19 protein-coding genes and 1 pseudogene are annotated in these 20,394 nt (G+C 70.1%); 10 read left to right on the forward strand and 10 right to left on the reverse strand.

Features of this window, described 5'->3' with window-relative positions:
* The 4 genes and pseudogenes from MMF94_RS30525 to MMF94_RS30540 form a co-directional block, all read left to right on the forward strand.
* A pseudogene (locus tag MMF94_RS30525) lies at positions 1-310 on the forward strand (cyclohexanone monooxygenase); the annotation flags it as partial.
* Positions 311-400: 90 nt separating this feature from the next.
* A complete protein-coding gene (locus tag MMF94_RS30530; RefSeq protein ID WP_241040858.1) occupies positions 401-1,609 on the forward strand; it encodes a sensor histidine kinase in 1,209 nt (402 codons plus the stop codon).
* On the forward strand, positions 1,606-2,211 hold the full coding sequence (locus MMF94_RS30535; RefSeq protein ID WP_241040860.1) for a response regulator transcription factor: 606 nt from the start codon (positions 1,606-1,608) through the stop codon (positions 2,209-2,211). Before MMF94_RS30530 ends, MMF94_RS30535 begins: the two co-directional genes overlap by 4 nt.
* Positions 2,212-2,308: 97 nt before the next feature.
* Positions 2,309-2,899, forward strand: coding sequence for a hypothetical protein (locus MMF94_RS30540; RefSeq protein WP_241040861.1), 591 nt, complete (start codon positions 2,309-2,311; stop codon positions 2,897-2,899).
* A gap of 14 nt (positions 2,900-2,913) precedes the next feature.
* Here the strand turns inward: MMF94_RS30540 and MMF94_RS30545 are convergent, their stop codons facing one another.
* The 3 genes from MMF94_RS30545 to MMF94_RS30555 all read right to left on the reverse strand — a co-directional run bounded on the left by MMF94_RS30545 (position 2,914) and on the right by MMF94_RS30555 (position 6,721).
* Positions 2,914-4,188 carry an MFS transporter gene (locus tag MMF94_RS30545; RefSeq protein WP_241040862.1) on the reverse strand — a complete coding sequence of 425 codons (1,275 nt, stop codon included), beginning with the start codon at positions 4,186-4,188 and terminating at the stop codon, positions 2,914-2,916.
* 4 nt (positions 4,189-4,192) lie between these two features.
* Entirely contained in the window at positions 4,193-5,602 is a 1,410-nt protein-coding gene (locus MMF94_RS30550) for a M20 family metallopeptidase (protein ID WP_241040864.1), read from the reverse strand.
* Positions 5,603-5,743: 141 nt separating this feature from the next.
* The gene (locus MMF94_RS30555) at positions 5,744-6,721 is read right to left on the reverse strand and encodes a LysR family transcriptional regulator (protein ID WP_241040865.1); all 978 of its coding nucleotides are present in this window, start codon (positions 6,719-6,721) and stop codon (positions 5,744-5,746) included.
* 459 nt (positions 6,722-7,180) lie between these two features.
* Between MMF94_RS30555 and MMF94_RS43450 the strand changes: the two genes are divergently transcribed.
* The gene (locus MMF94_RS43450) at positions 7,181-7,315 is read left to right on the forward strand and encodes a hypothetical protein (RefSeq protein WP_277398858.1); all 135 of its coding nucleotides are present in this window, start codon (positions 7,181-7,183) and stop codon (positions 7,313-7,315) included.
* Positions 7,316-7,370: 55 nt separating this feature from the next.
* Here the strand turns inward: MMF94_RS43450 and MMF94_RS30560 are convergent, their stop codons facing one another.
* From MMF94_RS30560 to MMF94_RS30580, 5 genes are all read right to left on the reverse strand, one after another.
* On the reverse strand, positions 7,371-8,045 hold the full coding sequence (locus MMF94_RS30560; RefSeq protein WP_241040866.1) for a GntR family transcriptional regulator: 675 nt from the start codon (positions 8,043-8,045) through the stop codon (positions 7,371-7,373).
* Positions 8,046-8,153: 108 nt separating this feature from the next.
* Entirely contained in the window at positions 8,154-9,773 is a 1,620-nt protein-coding gene (locus MMF94_RS30565; protein ID WP_241040867.1) for a flavin-containing monooxygenase, read from the reverse strand.
* A gap of 148 nt (positions 9,774-9,921) precedes the next feature.
* On the reverse strand, positions 9,922-10,872 hold the full coding sequence (locus MMF94_RS30570) for an alpha/beta hydrolase (RefSeq protein ID WP_241040868.1): 951 nt from the start codon (positions 10,870-10,872) through the stop codon (positions 9,922-9,924).
* Between the two features lie 141 nt (positions 10,873-11,013).
* Complete coding sequence (locus MMF94_RS30575; protein WP_241040869.1) at positions 11,014-11,670, reverse strand: HAD family hydrolase; 657 nt, start codon at positions 11,668-11,670, stop codon at positions 11,014-11,016.
* Positions 11,671-11,705: 35 nt separating this feature from the next.
* Positions 11,706-13,370: a phytoene desaturase family protein gene (locus MMF94_RS30580; protein ID WP_241040871.1), complete on the reverse strand. Its 1,665-nt coding sequence runs from the start codon at positions 13,368-13,370 to the stop codon at positions 11,706-11,708.
* 329 nt (positions 13,371-13,699) lie between these two features.
* Here MMF94_RS30580 and MMF94_RS30585 point away from each other — a divergent pair, with 329 nt between their 5' ends.
* Positions 13,700-15,112: a pyridoxal phosphate-dependent decarboxylase family protein gene (locus tag MMF94_RS30585; RefSeq protein WP_241040872.1), complete on the forward strand. Its 1,413-nt coding sequence runs from the start codon at positions 13,700-13,702 to the stop codon at positions 15,110-15,112.
* A 64-nt stretch (positions 15,113-15,176) separates the two neighbouring features.
* On the opposite strand, the gene MMF94_RS30590 is transcribed toward MMF94_RS30585, so the two are convergent.
* Positions 15,177-16,010: an LLM class F420-dependent oxidoreductase gene (locus MMF94_RS30590; protein ID WP_241040873.1), complete on the reverse strand. Its 834-nt coding sequence runs from the start codon at positions 16,008-16,010 to the stop codon at positions 15,177-15,179.
* Between the two features lie 276 nt (positions 16,011-16,286).
* Here MMF94_RS30590 and MMF94_RS30595 point away from each other — a divergent pair, with 276 nt between their 5' ends.
* Positions 16,287-17,117, forward strand: a complete 831-nt coding sequence (locus tag MMF94_RS30595) for a siderophore-interacting protein (RefSeq protein ID WP_241040874.1) — start codon at positions 16,287-16,289, stop codon at positions 17,115-17,117.
* Positions 17,118-17,199: 82 nt separating this feature from the next.
* On the opposite strand, the gene MMF94_RS30600 is transcribed toward MMF94_RS30595, so the two are convergent.
* Positions 17,200-17,706, reverse strand: coding sequence for an Lrp/AsnC family transcriptional regulator (locus tag MMF94_RS30600; RefSeq protein WP_338104382.1), 507 nt, complete (start codon positions 17,704-17,706; stop codon positions 17,200-17,202).
* A gap of 11 nt (positions 17,707-17,717) precedes the next feature.
* Between MMF94_RS30600 and MMF94_RS30605 the strand changes: the two genes are divergently transcribed.
* The 3 genes from MMF94_RS30605 (at position 17,718) to chvE (ending at position 20,390) form a co-directional block, all read left to right on the forward strand.
* On the forward strand, positions 17,718-18,461 hold the full coding sequence (locus MMF94_RS30605) for an AzlC family ABC transporter permease (RefSeq protein ID WP_241040875.1): 744 nt from the start codon (positions 17,718-17,720) through the stop codon (positions 18,459-18,461).
* Positions 18,454-18,786 carry a branched-chain amino acid transporter permease gene (locus MMF94_RS30610; RefSeq protein ID WP_241040876.1) on the forward strand — a complete coding sequence of 111 codons (333 nt, stop codon included), beginning with the start codon at positions 18,454-18,456 and terminating at the stop codon, positions 18,784-18,786. The genes MMF94_RS30605 and MMF94_RS30610 overlap by 8 nt, the downstream gene beginning before the upstream one ends.
* Positions 18,787-19,259: 473 nt before the next feature.
* Complete coding sequence (gene chvE / locus MMF94_RS30615; protein ID WP_241040877.1) at positions 19,260-20,390, forward strand: multiple monosaccharide ABC transporter substrate-binding protein; 1,131 nt, start codon at positions 19,260-19,262, stop codon at positions 20,388-20,390.
* Positions 20,391-20,394 lie beyond the last annotated feature (4 nt).

Here is a 20,394-nt window from a genome sequence, read left to right on the forward strand (position 1 = left end):
GAACATGCCGACCGCGATCGAGCAGCATGTCGACTGGATCTCTGCGTGTCTGCATCACCTGCGCTCGATCGGGTCGGAGCGGATCGAGACCACCGACGAGGCGGCGGACGCCTGGGGTGTGCAGGTCAACGAGGCCGCGTATCGCACGCTGCTGCCGATGGCGGAGAGCTCCTGGTACCTGGGCGCCAACGTCCCCGGGAAGCCGCGGGTGTTCATGCCCTACGCCGGTGGGCTCGCCGCCTACGCCCGCCACTGTGAGGAGGTGGCCGCGGCCGGCTACGACGGTTTCCGGCTCACCCCGGTGCGCTGACCACGGGCGTCCCGGAGCGGGGTCGCTGTTCATACCCTGCCCCGGTATGCAACGATTCGGCCGACGACGATGCCGGCGGGAGGTGGTCGGGTGCGGTCCGCTGCAGGCGAGGCCACCCGCCCGGACAGCCGACTTGTTCCGCCGGCCGCGTGGTCGGAGGTCGGGGCCGACGCGGGATACCGGCGTGCTCGGCTCGCCACGCTCACGGCCCTGGCCATCATGTTCGTCTCGAGCGTCGCGATGCCGGCGATCGGGCTCGGAGTGGAGCAGCGGCTCCCGTGGCGGATCCTCGGTGCGGCGGGAATCGCCGTGTTCACCGCAGGCCTGGGGTGGGCCCTCTGGAGTGAGTTCCGGCCAGGACGCTCCGACCGCACCCGTCGCCGGGCGTCCATCGCGTTCGTCGCCGCGTCCGTGGCGTCCGTTCCGCTGGTCGGACCGCTCGGAGCGGAGTCGGGCGCGTGGGCGAGCTGGGCCTGGCTGGGTGCCGCCGTCGTCGGCGCGATTCCCCTCCTGGCGCACGGGACGCCGGCGGCGATCGTCGTGGTCGTGCTGTCCGTCGCGGTGTCGGCAGGCGTCGCCTGGGCCAACGGCGGCGGCGTCGTCGAGTACGTCGTCGTCACGGCCGGCATCGGCACGAGCCTCGCGCTGATCAACGGTCTCCAGATCGGGCTGTGGCGGCTGGTCGTCCAGGCCCGCGATGCGCGGGACGCCCTGGCGCGGCTGGCGGCCGCCGAGGAGCGGCTACGGTTCGCCCGCGATGTGCACGACCTGCTCGGCCACGACCTGTCGGTGATCGCGCTCAAGGCGGAGCTGGCCAAGCGGCTGGCGCCGGTCGACCCGGAACGGACCGGCGAGCAGGCCGCGGAGATCCAACGGCTGGCGGCCTCGGCTCTCGCGCAGGTCAGGCAGGCGGTGCACGGGTACCGGGCGGTCGATCTGCGTGACCAGATCTCGGCGGTCGAGCACGTGCTCCGCTCGGCAGGTGTCCACTGTGTGGTCCGCCTTCCCGGCTCCGATCTGCCCGGCGAGGCGTCGCACCTCGTGCCGGTCCTGCGCGAGGCGACCACGAACATGCTGCGCCACAGCCGCGCTCAGCACTGCACGATCGACGTGGATGCGACGCCCGGAGAGGTACGGATGGTCGTGACCAACGACGGGGTCGCCGAGCGCGCGCCCGACCGCTACAGCCACGGCCTGCGTGGCCTTGCCGACCGATTGGCCGAGGTCGGCGGCACGGTGAGGGCGGATGCACAGCCCGGCACGTTCACACTCACCGCGACCGTTCCGGTGCCGGCGTGATCCGTGTCCTCCTCGCCGACGACGAGGAGCTCATCCGGGGTGCGGTGGCGGCGCTGCTGGAGCTCGAGCCCGACATCGAGGTGGTGGCCCAGGCCGGTGACGGCCGGGGGGCTGTCGAGAAGGTGCTGGCCCACCGGCCCGACGTCGCTGTGGTCGACCTCCAGATGCCGGGGCTGTCGGGCCTGGAGGTGGCCGCCGAGGTGGCCGTGGCGCTCGACTCGTGCGCCGTGGTGATCCTGACCGGGCACGGTCGCCCGCCCCTGCTGAGGCGGGCGTTGATGAGCGGAGCGCGCGGGTTCGTGCCGAAGGGGTCGCCCGCCGCGGTCCTGGCGGAGGTGATCCGCCGCGTTCACGACGGCGGGCGGTACGTCGATCCCGCGCTGGCAGCCGAGGCGTTGATGGCGCCGGAGTGTCCACTCACGCCCCGCGAGCTCGACGTGCTGCGCCTGGCTGACGGTGGCGTCCCGGTCGCCACCATCGCCCGGCAGGCGCACCTGTCGCCCGGGACGGCTCGCAACTATCTGGCGGCGGCCGTCGCGAAGCTGGGCGCCGGCAGCCGCGCCGAGGCGATCGCGAGGGCGCGCGAGCACGGCTGGCTCTGACGCGCGCCGCGTGCATGCCCCGACCATGCGCAGCGCATGGACGGACGATGACATCGCGCATCTGTGGCGTGCGCGGCGTCGCCGAGAACCTGGGTTCATGACCACTACTCCCCGCCCCGCCCGGCCTTGGACGACAGGCCGCGGTGCCCTGGCCGCAGTCGCGAAGCGCTGGCCCACGATCCTCGGAGTCGGCCTCGGCGTCGACATCTTCATCGGCGCGGTCACGCAGGACACGGCGCGGTCCTACGCCGAGGCGTTGCTGATCCTTCCGCTGGGCTACGTGATCGTGGCGGCCCTGGGCCGTCGCCGCGCCACCTGGCCGGTGCTCGCGGTGCTCAGCGCGTTGGTGGTCACGCTGCGCCTGCAGAACTGGGTCGAGCCGTTCGTTGTCCTCCTCGCCGTCGCTCTTGCCGTGGTGATCTGGGGCAGCGGCCACGGGCGCCATCGCGAGCGGGACTTCCGGGTGCAGCTCGCCGGCATGGCCGCGTTCGGAGCGCTCGCCCTCGCCGGGCTGGCGGTCGATTCCGATCTCGCGCGGTACCTGGTGGCCGCGGGATGGCTCGCCCACGGCGTGTGGGACTGGGTGCACCTGGCGAAGGACCGGGTGGTCTCCCGGTCCTTCGCGGAGTGGTGCGGTGCGCTGGACGTGATGATCGCGGCGGGCCTGATCATCGTGCCGCTGCTCTGATCACCGGGCGCCTCTCACCTCAGCCCGATCCTCCTCCAGATCACCGCCATGCTGGTCAGGCTGATCACGGCGGTGAGGATCACCCAGAAGCTCGGGGAGAGATCGTTGCCGGTCGCGCTGATCAGCCACGCGGCGATCAGCGGCGTGAACCCGCCGAACACCGCCACACCGATGTTGTATCCGACCGCCATACCCGTGGCCCGCGTGTCGGCTGGGAACAGGTTCGCCATCACCGCGCCCATGGGCCCGAAGTACGTGCCCTTGAGCACCCCGAGGACGGCCATCATGACGAGCATGATCCCCAGGCCGGGGAAGGCGACCAGCAGCGCGAAGAGCGGGTAGATCAGCACCAGGATGAGGCCTGAGGCCGGGATCATGAGCCTGATCTGCCCGAGCCGGTCCGACCAGTGGCCCGCGAGCGGGGTGGCGACCAGCAGGGCGATCCCGCTCACGAGCGTGGCGGCGAAGCCCGTCGAGGCGGGCAGATCCAGCGTCCTGATCGCATAGGTCGGCATGTAGCTGATCAGGTAGTTGAGGCAGGTCGTCACGGCGAGAACGCCGATCGTGAGCAGTACGCGGCCCTTCTGTTCGCGCAGTACCGTGCCGCCCGGTGACCCGCGGTCACGGTCGGCGGTGGCGTCGACGAACTCCGGAGCCTCGGGAACGTGCCGCCGGATGTAGTAGCCGACCGGCCCGACCAGGAGGCCCACGGCGAACGGGATGCGGAATCCCCACGACAGCAGTTGCTCGTCGGACAGCGTGGAGGTCAGATACGTGCCCAGGGCCGCGGCGAGCAGGGTGGAGATCGACTGGCTGGTGAACTGCCAGCTCGCCGCGTAGCCCCGGCGGTGCGGAAGATGCTCGACCATGAGGGCTGTGGCACTGCCGAACTCACCGCCCGCGGAGAAGCCCTGGATGAGCCGCGCGACCAGGATCCCGATCGGGGCGATGATGCCGATCGCCTCGTACGACGGCATCACGGTGATCAGCAACGTGCCGACCACCATCAGCCCGATCGAGAGCGACAACGCCGGCTTGCGGCCCACGCGGTCGGCGTACGAGCCCAGGACGATGGCGCCGACCGGCCGGATCAGGAAGGACGCCGCGAACGTTCCGAGCGCCAGGAGCAGCGAGCTCGCCGGGTCGGCTGTCGGGAAGAAGACCTGGGCGACGTAGCTCGCGAAGAAGCTGTAGACGGCGATGTCGTACCACTCGAGCGCGTTGCCCACGCAGGCGGCGGCGATGATCTGGTACGGCCTCAGCTGCTTCGCTGCGGCGGAGGTGGCCATCGCGCTACTCCGCTGCCGTGGAGGCGCCGGGCCGGGTGCTGCCCAGCTCGCCCAGATCCCAGAAGAGTCCGCACATCATCTGCATGCCCTCGCGGGCCACGGATGCGAGCAGGTGCTCGTCGGGCCCGTGCTGGGCGCACGCGGGGTAGGAGTGCGGCACCCAGACCGTGGGCATGCCGATGACCTCGGCAAAGACGTCGTTCGGCAGCGATCCGCCCAGGTTGGGCAGTATGACGGGCACCTTCTGCGTGCTCTGCTCGATCGAGGCGACGGCCCACCGCACCCACGGGTCGTCGGGGCTCAGGCGGGTGGCCGCCATGGTGCTGTCGACCCGGACCTGGACCATCGGGTAGCCCTGCGCGTCGAGGTGCTCGCGCACGATCCGCTCCAGCTCCTGCCACGGGGTGCCCACCACGAACCGCAGCTGGCAGTGGGCCCGTGCCGTCGCCGGGATCGCGTTGACGGGCGCGTCGGGCGTTCCGGAGACGAACGCCAGCACCTCCAGGGAGTTGGCGCCCATCACGCGTTCGGCCGTTGTCAGCCCCGGTTCGCCCCAGCCGTCGTCGATGTCCGGATCCGTCGGACCGCCGCCGGGGGACACGTCCGCCAGCGCCGCGCGCACGGCCTCGGGAATCTCCGGTGCGCGCAGTTCGGGGACGGTGATGACGCCACGGCCGTCGACCATGCTCGCCAGTGCGTTGGCCAGCACCGTGGCGGGGTTACGCAGCAGGCCACCCCAGTTGCCGGAGTGGTAGGTGCCCTCGCGCAGGTCCAGGCTGAGCGTGAACGCGACCTGGCCGCGGGAACCGAGGAACACCGTGGGCCGCTCGGCCGCCAGCCGGGGACCGTCGGAGGCCAGCAGCAGATCGGCGGCGAGGTCGTCGGCCCGCTGCTCACACATCTCACGAAGGCCGGGCGAGCCCGACTCCTCGCCGGTCTCGATCAGCACCTTGAGGTTGAACCCCAGCCGGCCGCCCCTGGCCGCCATGACGTGTTCGAGTGCGGCGATGTTGATGGTGTGCTGACCTTTGTTGTCAGCCGTTCCGCGCCCGTACCAGCGATCGCCTTCGACGACGATCTCCCACGGCGAGAGCCCGCTCCGCCAGCGCTCCGGCTGGCCGAGCACGACGTCCCCGTGGCCGTAGACCAGCACGGTCGGCAGCGAGTCGTCCTCGTGCCGGTGGGCGATCAGGAACGGACCACCTCCGGGCACCGAGTTCTCGACGATCGAGCAGACCGCTCCGAGCCGTTCGAGAGCGGACGACATCTCCCCGGAGAGATAGCTCTGCAGCACCGGAAGTGAGTTGTGGTCCTGGCTTTCGGTGGGTAACGCCACCCGCCTTCTCAGATCGTCGAGGAAAGCGCCGGAATCGACATATCTCGCCGACTCCCGGACAACGTCGCCACGGGTCATTCGCTGATTCCCTTCCGGCAAGAAGGCCGCACACGTGATCGAATGGTGCGTTTCGGCGAAGAGTAGGCAGCGGGCAGCCCGATGACCATCTCCGTCTGGGCAAGGCGCCGTTGCCCGCACGGCAAACCGCGTGGTGGCGGGTCAGGGGGCCTGTACGCGTTGCACCAGGTGCGTCACGAAGTCGCCTGCCGCGGGCGGCAGCGACCGGCCGGCCATCGACTGGATCTGCAGGTATCGACGGTGCATCCCCTGGTCGGACAGCGGGATCGCCACGAGCCCGTCGGTCGCGAGGCGTCTGCGCACCGGCAGATAGCCGGTGAGGGTCACGGCGTCGGCGAACTTCGTGAACGTGTAGAGGGCACCGCAGTAGTCGGTCTCGAAGACCGGCTCGAAGCTCAGCTGTTCGGCGCTGCAACAGACGTCGAACAGCTGGCGCACTGTGGTGCCCTCGTCCACGATCGCCAGCGCGTAGGGCAGCAGTTCGGCGAGCGACACCGCGGACCGCTGGGCGAGCGGATGCCGGGCGTTGACCACCGCGTGCACGTACTCGCGCTGGGAGTACTCGACGGAGATGCCCTTGATCGGCGCGAGGCTGAACGTGACCGCGATGTCCGCCTTGCCGTCGCGCACGTGCTCGCTGGCCGCGGTCGAGGACGTGACGTGCAGGCTGAAGCCGACCTCGGGGTGGTCGCGCCGGAAGGAGGCGATCGCCTCGGGCAGGAGGTCCCAGGCGAAGCCCTCCGCCGCGACGAGCCGGACCTGGGAGCGGCGGCCACCGGGAAGCCGCCGGATCTCGCCGACCACCTGCTCGATGTCCATCATGTTGCGCTGCACGAAACCCGCGAGCCGGATGCCGGCCTCGCTCGGCACCATGCCGCGGGGATGACGCTCGAAGAGCGGCACCCCGATCTCGTGCTCGAGCCGAGCGATCTGCCGGCTGATGGCCGAGCCCGCCACGTGGAGCTGCTCGGACGCCTCGGTGATCGAGCCCGCCTGCGCCACCGCGAGGAAGTAGCGCAGGCCGGATTCGATCAGACCGGCGAACGGCGCTGGACCGGCCCCGAGTCGCCGTGTTCCCCCCGCGGCGGTGTTCTCGGGCTCGCCGCCGGATGTGCTCACACCACCACCCGCAACGCTCGTCCCGTAAGCCGCCAGCGCACCGATCCTAGGCCGATCTACGCCGTTCGGGCGTGGGGAGCCGGCCGTCGGGTGCGGCGGCGGCACCCGGTTGTGACCCGTCAGTGGCCGGGAGTTCCGCGCGGCTGCCGGCAACGGCCCATGAGCGGGGTGAGTCGCCGTTGCGCGGAGGAGGCGCCGATCGAGGACTTGGGCGAGCCCATCGTGGGAACGGAGCGGAACACCGAGGTGGAGCACGTATTCGTGGACCTCGCGGGGATCTCCGCGGGCCGGAACTGTCACGTGAGAGTGATCCGCGCGGCGACGGCGCGGGGCCACCACCGATTCCGGAACCGATAGATCACCTCCGGGAAAGGCGCCCCGATCGGCGCATCGCCGGCCCGCGGGTCTCGCGAAAGACGCGCACAATCGCAGAGGGAGGAGACCGGAGGAGCTGACCCCTTGGACCCGTTTTACCTGATAGTGATCGTGAGCGGCCTGCTCGCGTCGGGGAACACAGGCCTCTCGGTTGCGTGGCTCGTGATCGTCGCCATCGCTTGGCCCGCGCTGGCTCACCGCAACCGACTCGCCGTGTGAGCGAGCAGCGACCCTGGCGCCTCGTCGTCGGTTGCCCGCTCGCATTTACCTCGTCTCAGCGGCCGACCATCGGGTCGGCGGGTGGGTCGGCCAGCAGGGCCTGCACACGCGGCCGGTACTCCTGGTAGATCGCGCGGTACCGCTCGACGGCCGCGGCCCGGTCGCCGCGTTCGAGCAGGTCGAGGATGTCGCGGTAGCCGTTGATCCAGACCTGCCACAGGTCGCTCTCGGCGTTGAGCGCCAGCAGGCGGCGCGTGCGCGCGACCACCAGGTCGACGTGCGTCTGCAGCTCCCGGTTGCCGCCCGCCATGATCATGATGGTGCTGAAGTCCGCACCAGCGGCGGCGGCAGCCGTCACGTCGCCCCGCTCCAGCCCGGCCACGAACTCGTCGAGCCGCCCCCGCATCCGCGCCAGATGGCTCTCGGTGAGGTTGTCCACCCCCCACTCGACGCCGGCACAGGCGAGCACGCCCATGACGTCGATGAGCTCGAGCGCGTTCTTCTGCGTGACGTGGGTGACGCGCCGGATGCGGTTCGGCGCGATGTCGATGAGCCCCTCGGCCGCGAGCTGGGCGATGGCCTCGCGGACCGGCGTGATGCTCACCCCGAGCAGTGCGGCGACCTCGGCGTCCTTGATCACCGTGCCGGGCGGGAGGGCCCCGGTGACGATCTCGTTCCGCAGGTGGTGGGCGATCGCCTCGCGGCGGGTCAACGGGACGGCGAACGACATCGCGCGGTCCTCCCAACGGCCGAGGTCACGATGCTATGTCCGCGGCGACCGCCGCGCGGCCCGTCGTCGGGCCACGCGCCGGTCGCCGGGATGAGCTCGGGGAGTGGATCAGGCCGGGGTCATCGCCCCCTTGAGCGTGAAGCCCTCGTATCCCTTGGCCGCCACCTCGTCACACAGTTGCCGGTAGGCGCCCACGCCGCCGATGTAGGCCATGAAGACCCGTGGCTTGCCGGGCACGTTCGAGCCCATGTACCAGGAGTCGGCGGTGGGGTAGAGGGTGGCGTTGCCCGCCTCCTCGACGTGCGCCACCCAGCCGTCCTCGGCCTCTGTGGTGGCCTCGATCGCTCCGATACCCCGCTCGCGCATGTAGGCGGCGCAGTCGGTGATCCAGTCGACGTGCTGCTCGATCGACACGATCATGTTGGACAGCACCGACGGGCTCGACGGTCCGGTGATCGTGAACAGGTTCGGGAAGCCCGCGACGGCGACCCCGAGGTAGGACCGCGGGCCCTCGGCCCACTTCTCCCGCAGGGCGACCCCGCCCTTGCCGCGGATGTCGATCGCGGTGAGAGCGCCGGTCATCGCGTCGAAGCCGGTGGCGAAGATGATCGCGTCGAACTCGTACTCCTGCTCGGAGGTGCGCAGACCGTTCTCGGTGAGCTCGACGAGCGGGGTCTTACGTAGGTCGACCAGGTGGACATTGGGCTTGTTGAACGTCTCGTAGTAGTTCGTGTCGAGGCAGGGACGCTTGGTGCCGAACGGGTAGCTGCGCGGCGACAGCGTCTCGGCGACCTCGGGGTCGTTCACCCGCTCCCGGATCTTGCGGCGGATGAACTCGGCCGCGGTGTCGTTCGCCTCCCGGTTGGTGAGGGTGTCGGTGTAACCGGCGAGGATCGACACGAGGGTGCCCTTCCGCCAGCCGGACTCGTACTTGGCGAAGCGCTCCTCCTCCGACACCTCCAGCGCCGACTGGGTGGGCATCTCGACCGGCACGCCGAACCCGGAGGTGCGCTGGGCCTCGCGCCATGCCCGGTAGTCGGTCTTCATCGAGTCGATCTCGGACTGTTCGAGCGGGCGGTTGAGGGCGGCGATGGAGTAGGCGGGGGTGCGCTGGAAGACGGTGAGGTCGGCGGTCTGCTCCGCGATGACCGGGATGGACTGGACGGCGGACGAGCCGGTGCCGATGATCCCGACGCGCATGCCGCTGAAGTCGACGCCCTCGTGCGGCCAGTGTCCGGTGTGGTAGGTCGGGCCCTGGAACCTGTCGAGCCCGGGCACCTCGGGCAGCTTCGACCGCGACAGGCACCCGGTCGCCATGATCAGGAACTGGGCGTCGACGATCTCACCCGTGTCGGTGTCCACCCGCCACCGCTGCGTCGACTCGTCGTAGACCGCCGACACCACCCGCGTGCTGAACGTGATGTCCTTGCGCAGGTCGAAGCGGTCGGCGACGTGGTTGACGTACCGAAGGATCTCCGGCTGCGTCGGGTAGCGCTCGGTCCAGTTCCACTCCTGCTCCAGCTCAGGGGAGAACGAGTAGGAGTAGGACAGGCTCTCGACGTCGCAGCGGGCGCCGGGGTAGCGGTTCCAGTACCAGGTGCCGCCGACTCCGTCGCCGGTTTCGAACACGCGCGTGCTCATGCCGCGCTCTCGCAGCTTGTAGAGCTGGTAGAGCCCGGCGATGCCCGCGCCGACGACCACGGCGTCGACCTTGCGAGACTCGGTCATCTACTTCCTCCCGATCGCGGCCTCCGTTGGCCGCAGTTCGTTGCGCCGTTGCGAGGTCTCCGGGGAGCGGTCGAACGGTCGGGGACGCGGGCGTTCCCGCCGGGGCGGCTCTGCGCCCGGGCTGCGTACAGCGTCGAGAAGCCGGCCGCTAGCGAGCCTGGTTGTCGGCGAGGGGTGTGGTCGTGGCGAGATGGTGGTCGACCTGCTCGCCGACGTACTCCAGCGCGGCCGCGGCTCCAGGCAGGACGAGCAGCGTGAAGAAGCCGTGCATCTGACCGGGGAATCGGCGGTGCACGACCGGAACCCCGGCCGCGCGCAACTTCTCCGCGTACGCCTCGCCCTCGTCGCGGAGCACGTCGTGCTCCGCGGTGAGCACGACGGCAGGTGGGAGCCCGGAGAGGTCGGCGGACTGCAGCGGGGAGGCGTCCGGGTTCTTCCGGGAGGCGAGGTCGGGGGCGTAGTGGTCCCAGAACCAGATCATCGAGTCCCGGCTGAGCATGAGCTGGTTCTCGGGGTCGACGTAGCTGGCGTTGTCGAGGTCGGCATCGGTGACCGGGTAGACGAGGACCTGGAGCGAGATCTCCGGTCCGCCCTCCTCGGCCGCGCGCCGGGCGACGATCGTCGCGAGATTTCCGCCCGCACTGTCGCCGGCGACGATCAACGGGAGCGTCATGCCGTGTTCGCCGAGATGCGCGGCGGTCCACTGCAACGCCGCCCAGGCGTCCTCGGCGGCAGTGGGGTAGCGGTGCTCGGGGGCGAGCCGGTAGTCGACGAGCACCACGGCGGAGCCCGTGCGCTGCACCATCCGCCGGGCGAGGGTGTCGAACTCGTCGATGGCGCCGATCACCCAGCCGCCGCCGTGGTAATAGACGATCGTCGCTCGTGGGTTCTCCGGGGCGAGGATCCGCACCCCGATCTGCCCGCCCTCGACGGACACCGTGTCGTCGACGACGCGGGCGACCTCCGGGCCCGGTCCGTACATCTCGAGGAGCGCGGCGCCGAGCCCGCGGGCCTCCATGGGCGTCATCTCGTGGAGCGGCTTCATCCCGCTCTCAGCCATCTGGGAAAGGAACGCCGCGGTCGCTTCGTCGAGAGCCATGGCCGCCTCGTCGTTGAGTCGGAAAGATGATCTGCATCACAGGCTAAGCAGGACGGTAGGTGGCAGGGAGCGCCGAACGGGTGAGAAATGCATCCTGCATTGCGACGCCTGCCGACCATTCGGGTCGGCCGGACAGCAGTCTCAGCGAAGCCTCGGGAGCAGCGTGGCGGCCTCGCTCAGCGTGGCGGCCACGAACGTCGGAGTCGGGCCGCCGGGGTCGATCGTGTGGCCGGGCCGGCGCAAGCGGATCGTGCTGATGCCGGCGCCGAGGGCACCGCGGACGTCGCGCGCCGACGTCGCGACGTGGACGTATCCGGGCCCGGCTCGTCGGGATGCCTCGTGGTAGATCGCGGGCGAGGGCTTGTAGCTGCGCAGCTTCTCGGAGGTGAACACGGTGCCCGCATCGACGAGTGGGGCCACCCGGGTGCGGGCGAATATGTCGTCGTCAACGTTGGACAAGACGCCGACTCGGCCCTGACCGGCCAGGATCCGCAACCCGTCGGAGACATCCGGCCACAGTGGCCAGTCGGCGACGCCGGACAGGAGCGCCTCGGTGTCCTGCGCGGGATCACCTGCAAGACGCAGGTCGCGGTAGGTGACGGCGAGCGCCTGCCGGCACAACTCGCGGAACGGGGTCCACGACACGCACTGCCGTTGCAGCTCCTTGTTGGTGGAGTCCCATGCGGCGTAGACCGTCGCACCGTCAACGCTCCAGCTCCGCTCTCGCGCGAGCTCGCACAGAAACGTGCTGCCGCCGGTGCGCGAGTCGATCAGGGCGCTGAAGAGATCGAGTGTCACCAGCGGGAGCGTCGGCGCGTCGGGTGCACCCATGGTCACGTCGCGGCTGCCGTCCCGCGGCGCCTGTTCACGGCCCGGCGCGCCCCGTCGAGCACGGTCGCGCCGCGGCTGGGGCGGGTGAGCTGCTCGGCGACGAGGTGACCGGAGCCGCCGCCGAGCCCGGGGCCGGGGTGGGTCGAGGCCCCGATGTGCCAGAGACCCGGCACAACCGTCTTGTGGCGAGCGGTGGCGGGGCCGGGTCGCCACATCAGGTTCTGGTCCAGCTCGGTGGCACCGCCGTAGGGGTCGCCGTCGATCGCGTTGGCGTTGCGGGCCTCCAGCTCCGCCGGGCCGACCAGATGGCGGCCGAGGATGCGCGACCCGAGTCCGGGCGCATGGCGCTCGATACGGGCGATGACCCGGTCGGCGAATGCCTCGACGACGGCAGAACTCCAGCCCTCGCTGGTGTCGATCTCGCCGGCGGCGTCGCCGACCAGCCGGCGTGGCAGTTCCTGCAGCTGAAGCCACAGCGTCGCTGCGCCCTCCGGGACCCGGCTCGGGTCCAGCACGTGCTGCTGGCCGACGACCACGGTGGGGCGGCGTGGCAGCAGGCCCGCTTCGGCCTCGGCGCAGGCGATCGCGGTGCCGGCCGACCCGTCGGACAGGTGGAGCAGCGGAACCGTGGCGAGACGCTCGTCGTTCCACGGCACAGGACCCGACAGCGCCAGGTGAAGCTGCGCCGCGGCACGCCCCGCGCGGTACCCGACGGCGTCGCGGCGGGCCGCGGCCGGCACGGTGCCGGTCGGCAACAGGTCGAGGTAGAGCGCGGACGGGGTGACCGAGGCCAGCACCGCGCGGGTGGCGCGCAGGCGCACCTCGCCCTCGGCGGTGGCGGCGCGTACCCCGGTGGCGCGCCCGCCGGTGACGTCGATCGCGTGGACGCGTGTGCCGGTCCGCACGGTGACGCCCAGTTCCTCGAGCAGCGCACGGAAGGCGGCGACGAATCGTCCGGCACCGCCGACGACCACCGGCAATCCCGCTCCGTGCATGCTGGCCGCTAACACCGGCATCATCAGCCCGCCGCTGGCGTTGTCGGGGGCGAGCCCGGCGTGCAGCAGCCAGGGCGCCCACAGGTGATCGACCTCGTGGCCGCGGAACTCGCGGCGGCACCAGGCTCGCCCGCTGGTAGCGACGTCACGGGCGTAGGCCTCGAGCTCCGTGGTGCCGCCAGGACGAGCGAGGCCGAGGGTGTGGCGCACCAGCGCCGTGCCGCGCAGCTCGCTGCCCAGCAAACCGCCGATCGCCCCGACGTGGGCACCGAAGCGGTTCAGCGCGGCGAGGTACGCAGCGCCGTCGGCCTGATCGGCGAACTGGGCGGCGGTGGCGGCGGGGTCGCGCCAGGCCATGGTGACCGAGCCGTCGTCGGCGACCGAAGCGGTGAGCGCGTCGTCGGTGTTGGCGTAGGCGAGCCCGTGTCGATGCAGGTCGGGGCCGAGCTTCGCGTAGGCCGGGCCGGTGATGAACAGGGGATGCCACGACGACCAGATGTCGTGCACGTAGCCGGGCCGGATCAGCTCGGCGGACCCGATGAACCCACCGATCTCGTCGGCACTGTCGAGCAGCGCCACCGACCAGCCCTCCCGCGCGAGCAACGCGGCCGCGGTCATCCCGTTGATACCGGCGCCGACGACGATCGCGTCGAACTCGTGGGGGGCGGTCATGCCGTGGCCGCGCGGCGGGCGGGCAGGGCAGGGCCAGAGGCCTGGGCGGCGTGGAGAGGGCAGAGCACGGGCACGATGACTTCCTCGCTGTGGGATGCGGGACGGATCCACGACGTCGATGGGCGTGGCTCTTCCCGCCGGAGCCTAGTAGCGGCCGCGGTCCGAGGCCGGATATCCGTGCTACTGGTTGTCCGGACGACTCGTCGCGTTCGATCTCCGGATCGGGGGACGTGGACGGATTTTCTCTCCGCTTCCCGCGAGGCCGGGGAGGGGGTAGGCATATCGTCAAGAGCTGCGTCTTTTGCGCCGGCTGGTGCAAGGCTTGACGCATGCCGCACAACTTCCGGACCCACGGGGAGGAGCGTCACGGCCCCGTCGGACGCTGGGACATCGAGGAGTTCACCAAGGTCGCCGAGGTCACAACCGAGCAACTGGCCGCATACGTCGATGACAGCCAGCGGGGCCTCGGTCCCGTTCTCCGGCGCCGGACGCCGAAGGAGCTCGAGACGCGGCTGGATCTTCGGCGGTACATCCGCGAGGGCGGCATGACCGCGGACAGCTACCGGGACTTCCTCCGCACCTATCTCGCTGAGGGCACCCGGCTGCATCATCCGGCCTATCTGGCCCATCAGGACGCGTCGCCCGATTTTCCCGCCGCTCTCGCCGACTTCATCCATGGAGCCACCAATAATCCGACGGCGATCTACGAGATGGGAGCGGCGGGTTCCACCGTCGAGTTCGCGGTGCTCGAATGGATGCTGGAAAAGGTCGGTTTCGGTGCCGACAGCGGCGGCGTGCTCACCCATGGGGGCTCGCTCGCCAATCTCACGGCGCTGCTGGCCGCACGGGCTGCCGCGGCTCCCGATGCATGGGCCGACGGCAACCCGGCCGACCTCGCGCTGCTCGCGCCTGCCTCGGCCCACTACTCCCTGACCCGCGCCACCGGCATCCTCGGTCTCGGGACGAAGTGTGTCGTCCCGCTCGCGGTGGATGATCTGGGCCGGATCGACGTGGCCCGGCTCCCCGAGTCCCTCGAGCACGGTCGACGCCCGATCGCGCTCGTCGCCAATGCGTGCGCCACCGGCACGGGTCTCTACGACGACCTGCGCGGCGTCGGCGAGTTCTGTCGCGATCACGGGATCTGGTTCCATGTCGACGGCGCTCACGGCGCGTCGGCGCTCCTGTCGGACGAGCACCGGCGGCTGCTCGACGGGATCGAGCTCGCCGACTCGGTGATCTGGGATGCGCACAAGATGCTGCGGACGTCGAGCCTCGCGGCGGCCGTCCTCACACGACGCCATGCTGATCTCGATGCGGCCTTCCAGCAGGAGGGCTCGTACCTGTTCTACGGCGACCAGCGTTTCGACCTCATCGGACGGACCGTCGAGGGCACCAAGGCCGAGCAGGGGTTGAAGCTCTTCCTCAACCTCGCCTGGCGTGGCGAGCGCGGGCTGGGTGACTACGTGGCCCGGCAGTACGCCACCGCGCATCGCTTCTGGGAGTTGGCGACGCAGCGCCCCGGCTTCGAGTGTCCGTACGAGCCGGAGAGCAACATCGTCTGCTTCCGGTACGGCACCGCGGACCAGGCCGTGATCCGTGAGCGCATGATGGACGAGGGGAGCTTCCACCTCTCCTCCACGGACCTCGGTGGGAGCCGCTACCTCCGGATCACCGTGATCGCCCCCGCCACCGACGAGCGGACGCTGACATCGCTTCTCGATCACATCGCAGAGATCGGTTGATTCCTGCGATGTGATCGGTTTCCGCTCGACGCGGCGGCGGGATCACGGCCGCGCGCCTCGGTCCTTACGCCGGAGTGGCCTGCGCGACCGTCTCGGCCAGAAGGTCCAGGCGTTCGAGCGTCGCCTGCTCGGATGAGGCGGGCACGTGGAACACCACGCGTTCGACGCCGAGCTCGCGGTAGCCCTCGATGAGCTCGGGCCGAACCGGCGCGATGTGTCCCACCGTGACCGGGACGTGGGCGCCGACCGTCTCGCGCAGCTGGGTGATCTGCGGCGCAAGCTGCTCGGGCGACGTGGTGTTGGGGAACCAGCCGGCGTCGAGCTGTGCGATGCGGGGGAAGGCTGCTGTGCCGCCGCCGACGTAGATCGGCGGATGGGGGCTCTGCACGGGCTTGGGCCAGGAGTAGATCGGGTCGAAGTCGACGAACTCGCCGTGGTACTCGGCCTGTTCGTTGGTCCAGATCTGACGCATGGCCTCGAGCCGTTCGTTGGCGAGGCGTCCGCGGGTGGCGGGGTCGGTGCCGTGGTTCTCCATCTCCTCGCGGTTCCAGCCCACGCCGACGCCGAAGATGACGCGGCCGTCGGAGACCAGGTCGAGGGAGGCGACCTCCTTCGCGGTGCTGATGGGGTCGCGTTGGGGTACGAGAGCCACGCCGGTGCCGACCCGGAGCCGGGTGGTGGCCATGGCGGCGGCGGTCAGGGCGACGAACACGTCCAGCGCCCGGTAGTACTGGTTCGGAAGGTCACCTCCTCCGGGGTAGGGCGTGCGGCGCTCGACCGGGATGTGGCTGTGTTCCGCGACGAACAGGGCGTCGAACCCGCGCTCCTCGACCGCCTTCCCGAAGGGGCCTGGCCTGAGGCCCTCGTCGGTGACGAACGCATTGATCCCGAACTCCATGGTGGTCCTTCTTGTCAGATGTGGTCAGGCGTCGACGGCCCGGCCTGGGCGAGCGCGGCGGTGTGCTGCTGGTCGGCCTCGAGCCGAGCGTAGGCCGCAGGGGTTCGGAGGGTGCGTCGGTGGCCCTGGGGTCCCTGGATCTCGCCCGCGCCGGGAACGTATGCCCCGTTCACGGAATTGCGGGCCTGGCGGCGGCGAGATCGAACCGGACTCTGGCCTCCACACCGGGCCTTAGCTTAGGCTGCGCTAACTCAATACGTGGATAGCGGGGGTGGGATGGCAGGCCAGCAGCTCGAGACCATCGAGATGGAAGCCGTCGACGTACGGCGCATGTCGCCGAGCCTGATCAGGGTGGTGTTCGAGGGGTCGGGGCTCGCGGACTTCGCGGTGTCGGGGGTGCCCGACGAGGCGTGCCTCCTGCATCTGCCGCTGCCCGGCGGAGGGGTCGACGACCACGGCCGGTGGTACACGATTCGCGCCTTCGATCCGGCGTCGGCGCGGCTGACGTTCGACGTGGTCACGCACGAGGGCGGGATCGGAGCGAGCTGGGCCCGGCGTGCCCAGCCGGGCGACACGGTGAGCATGTCCGTCCGCAACAGCTGGTTCCGCCGTCCCGCCGACGCGGTGTGGCAGGTGCTGCTCGGCGACGTAGCGGCGTTGCCGGCGCTCTCCCGCATCGCCGAGACGGCGCCGCTCGGTGTGCGCACGCTCGCGGCGATCGAGATCCCCGATCCCGGGGACGAGATCCCCCTACCCGGGGCCATGACCACGTGGGTGCACAACACCGATCTCGCGTCGAACAGCATCCTCGAGGAGATGGCGCGCGGGATCGGACTGCCCGACGGCCCCGGTTACATCTACGTCGCCGGGGAGGCGGCCGCGACCAGGGCGGTGCGGAAGTACCTGCGGCACGAACGCGGGATGCCCGTGGGCAGCTACGGCGTGATCGGTTACTGGCGCCGCGACGCGGAGCGGTGGAGGCAGCAGTACGAGCAGTCGGAGCCGGTGTTCGACCGCATCTGGGAACAGGCCGAGGCTGCGGGCGGCGACGAGGAAGAGGTGCTCGACATCTACGAGGCGAAGCTCGCGGAAGTAGGGCTGCTGTGATCGCACCGTCCGAGTCCCGGAAGCGCCGTGTGATTCAGACGGCGGCCCGGCCACGGCGGTGACCTCCGCGACCTGACGAGGCTCAGTCCTGGGACTTGATGCGTTTCATGGTCTGGTGCGACACGACCCGGGACACGGCCGGCAGGCCGAGCAGCTTCATGTGGTGGGTCTCGTACTCGGTCTGATCCGCCACCATCACCCGCAGGAAGTAGTCGGGTGTGCCGAAGACGCGGCGCAGTTCGACCACCTCGTCGAACGTGGCGACGGTGTCCTCGAAGTCGCGCAGCGTCCCGAGATCGGTGACCCGGATCTCGACCGAGACCGTCACCTCGAAGCCCCGCCCGACAGCGGTCGGATCGACCACCGCGCGGTAGCCGGTGATGATCCCGTCCTCCTCGAGTCGCTTGACCCGTCGCAGACACGGCGGCGGGGTCAGGCCCACGCGCCTGGCCAGCTCGACGTTGCTCAGCCGCCCATCCTTCTGGAGGTGAAACAATATGTCTCGATCGATCGCATCGAGACGGCGGTTGTTGCGCATCTGGCAAGGATATCGGCACAACTGGAAATCTAATATCTCGCGATACGACATAAAATTACCGAGTGTCCGAGGTGGAGAGCGATGGCGCTGTTCCTGCCCCTGACGAGGACTCTCGAACCGTCCCTCGACCAGTCGTACTGCTCGCGCTGAAGGACTCGTTGGCGGTGGCCGTCGCGGCCGCCGCGATGGGGTTGGCGTTCGGCGTGCTGGTGTCGCAGTCGGGCCTGCCCTGGTGGTGGTCGACGATCTTCTCTGCCGTGATCTTCGCCGGGTCGCTCGAGTTCCTGCTGCTCGGCCTGGTCATGACCTTCGCCCCGCTCGGGCAGATCGCCGCCACCGCCTTCGTGGTGAACGTCCGGCACGTGTTCTACGCGCTGTCCTTCCCGTTGCACCGGGTGCACGGCGTGGCGGGGAAGGCCTACAGCACCTTCGCGCTCACGGACGAGGCGTTCGCCCTGACGGCGAGGCCGGAAGCCCGGAACTGGAGCCGGGCGCGCATCGTGTGGGTGCAGGCGTTCGTCCAGATCTTCTGGGTGGGCAGCGTGACCGTCGGGGCGATCGGCGGCACCTTGATCCCGGCCGGGGCGGTGGGGCTGGACTTCGCGGTGACCGCCCTGTTCGTGGTGCTGGGTATCGACGCGTTCCGCGCCCGCCGCGACGTCCCGGCCGCGATCGTCGCCGTCGCGTGCGCCCTGATCGGGCATCTGCTGTTCGGCGAGCAGATGGTCCTCGCCGCGATGGGCATGTTCACCGCATTCCTCGTCGCCAGGTACGTGATCGCCGGGAAGGCCGGTCGCCGTGCCTGAGACCGGCTATCTGATCGCGGCAGTTCTCCTGTGCGCGGCGATCACGTGGACGCTGCGCGCGGTGCCCTTCGCCCTTCTCGCGCCGCTGCGCGAGAGCGCGATCGTCCCCTACCTCGGCGCCACCATGCCGGTGGGTGTGATGGTGATCCTCGTCGGTCACACGCTCCGCGACGTACCGTTGTCGGCGTACCCGTTCGGCCTGCCGGTCGGCCTCGCCCTGATCGCCACCGTGGGTCTGCACCTCCTGCTCCGGAACGTGATCATCAGCATCGCCGGGGGAACTGTAGTCAACGTGATCCTGGTGAGTGCGGTGTTCACGGGCTGAGCGCGCTCGATGGCGTTCGGCGACCAGGGCATGCCCACCGCGGCGGGTGGGTTGCCCGCGCGAAGTTGTGAGCGCTAACATCTCCCCCCGCGTGATCCTTCACGGCTCCGCCTGCTCCCCGGACGAGGGTGTCCCATTGGCATCGATCCACCCCGCACAGCGCGCTCACCGCGGGTGTGGGCCGTGGACGCCCGGGCACGGCCGGCATGGCGGAGTACAGCGTTTCCGGCCACGCCCACGGCCTGATCGACCGCATGTGGACCACCATCTGCTGCGCGCTCCCGTTCCGCTGGGCACGGCAGTCCCCCTCCGGCGGCGGCTATCACGGTCGCACCGCGGCTCGCGCCGCCCTGCGTCCGGCGGCCGTCCGCCGACGTGATCCGGGCCGGCACCGCGCACGCCCGATCCCAGGATTTGCCCGGCGTGCGCCCGGTTCCGGTTCACGGATGATCCATCTAGTCACGGGAGAGAAAATGAAGCTGGCACGGCTGGCCACGGCGGCCGCAGGCATCGTGCTTGCCACGGCGCTCGCGGCCTGTGGATCGAGCGAGAAGACGATCGATCAGCAGAGCGGTGGGGCCACCTCCGCCGCCGGAGGCCTGGTGGGCGTCACCATGCCGACGAAGGCGTCCGAGCGCTGGATCCATGACGGTGACAACATCAAGAGCGCGCTGGAGAAGCTCGGGTACACCGTCGACCTGCAGTACGCGGAGAATGACATCCCGACGCAGGTCAACCAGATCGAGAACCAGATCAGCAAGGGCGCCAAGCTGCTGGTGATCGCCTCGATCGACGGCACGGCCCTCACGACCCAGCTGCAGGAGGCGGCCGACAGCAAGATCCCGGTGATCTCCTACGACCGCCTGATCCGCAACAGCCCGAACGTCGACTACTACGCCACGTTCGACAACTTCACCGTCGGGGTGCAGCAGGCGACGTCGCTGCTCACCGGCCTGGGGCTCAAGAACGCCGACGGCACCGACGGCACGGCCACCGGCCCGTTCAACATCGAGCTGTTCGGCGGCTCGCCCGACGACAACAACGCCACCTTCTTCTTCAACGGCGCGATGTCGGTGCTGAAGCCCTACATCGACAAGGGCACGCTGGTCGTGAAGAGCGGGCAGACCGACTTCAACACGGTGGCGATCCTGCGGTGGGACCCGGCCACGGCGCAGCGGCGCATGGAGGACCTGCTCACCTCGACCTACAGCGGCGGCGCCACCGTCCAAGGCGTGCTCTCGCCCTACGACGGCCTGTCCATCGGCATCCTGTCGGCCCTCAAGAGCAACGGCTACGGCACCCAGGATCACCCGTACCCGGTGGTGACCGGCCAGGACGCCGAGGTCGCCTCGGTGAAGTCGATCATCGCCGGTGAGCAGTACTCCACGGTCTACAAGGACACCCGGCAGCTCGCCGACGTGACCGTGAAGATGGCCGACGCCGTGATCAAGGGCGGCAAGCCCGAGGTCAACAACACCACCGACTACGACAACGGCAACAAGGTCGTGCCCTCGGAGCTGCTGCAGCCGGTGGTGGTCGACAAGGACAACTACCAGAAGGTGCTGGTCGACTCCGGTTACTACACCGCCGACCAGCTGAGGTAGGGGT

Origin of the sequence: Pseudonocardia alaniniphila, assembly GCF_022524485.1 — a bacterium.
Lineage (GTDB): Bacteria > Actinomycetota > Actinomycetes > Mycobacteriales > Pseudonocardiaceae > Pseudonocardia > Pseudonocardia alaniniphila.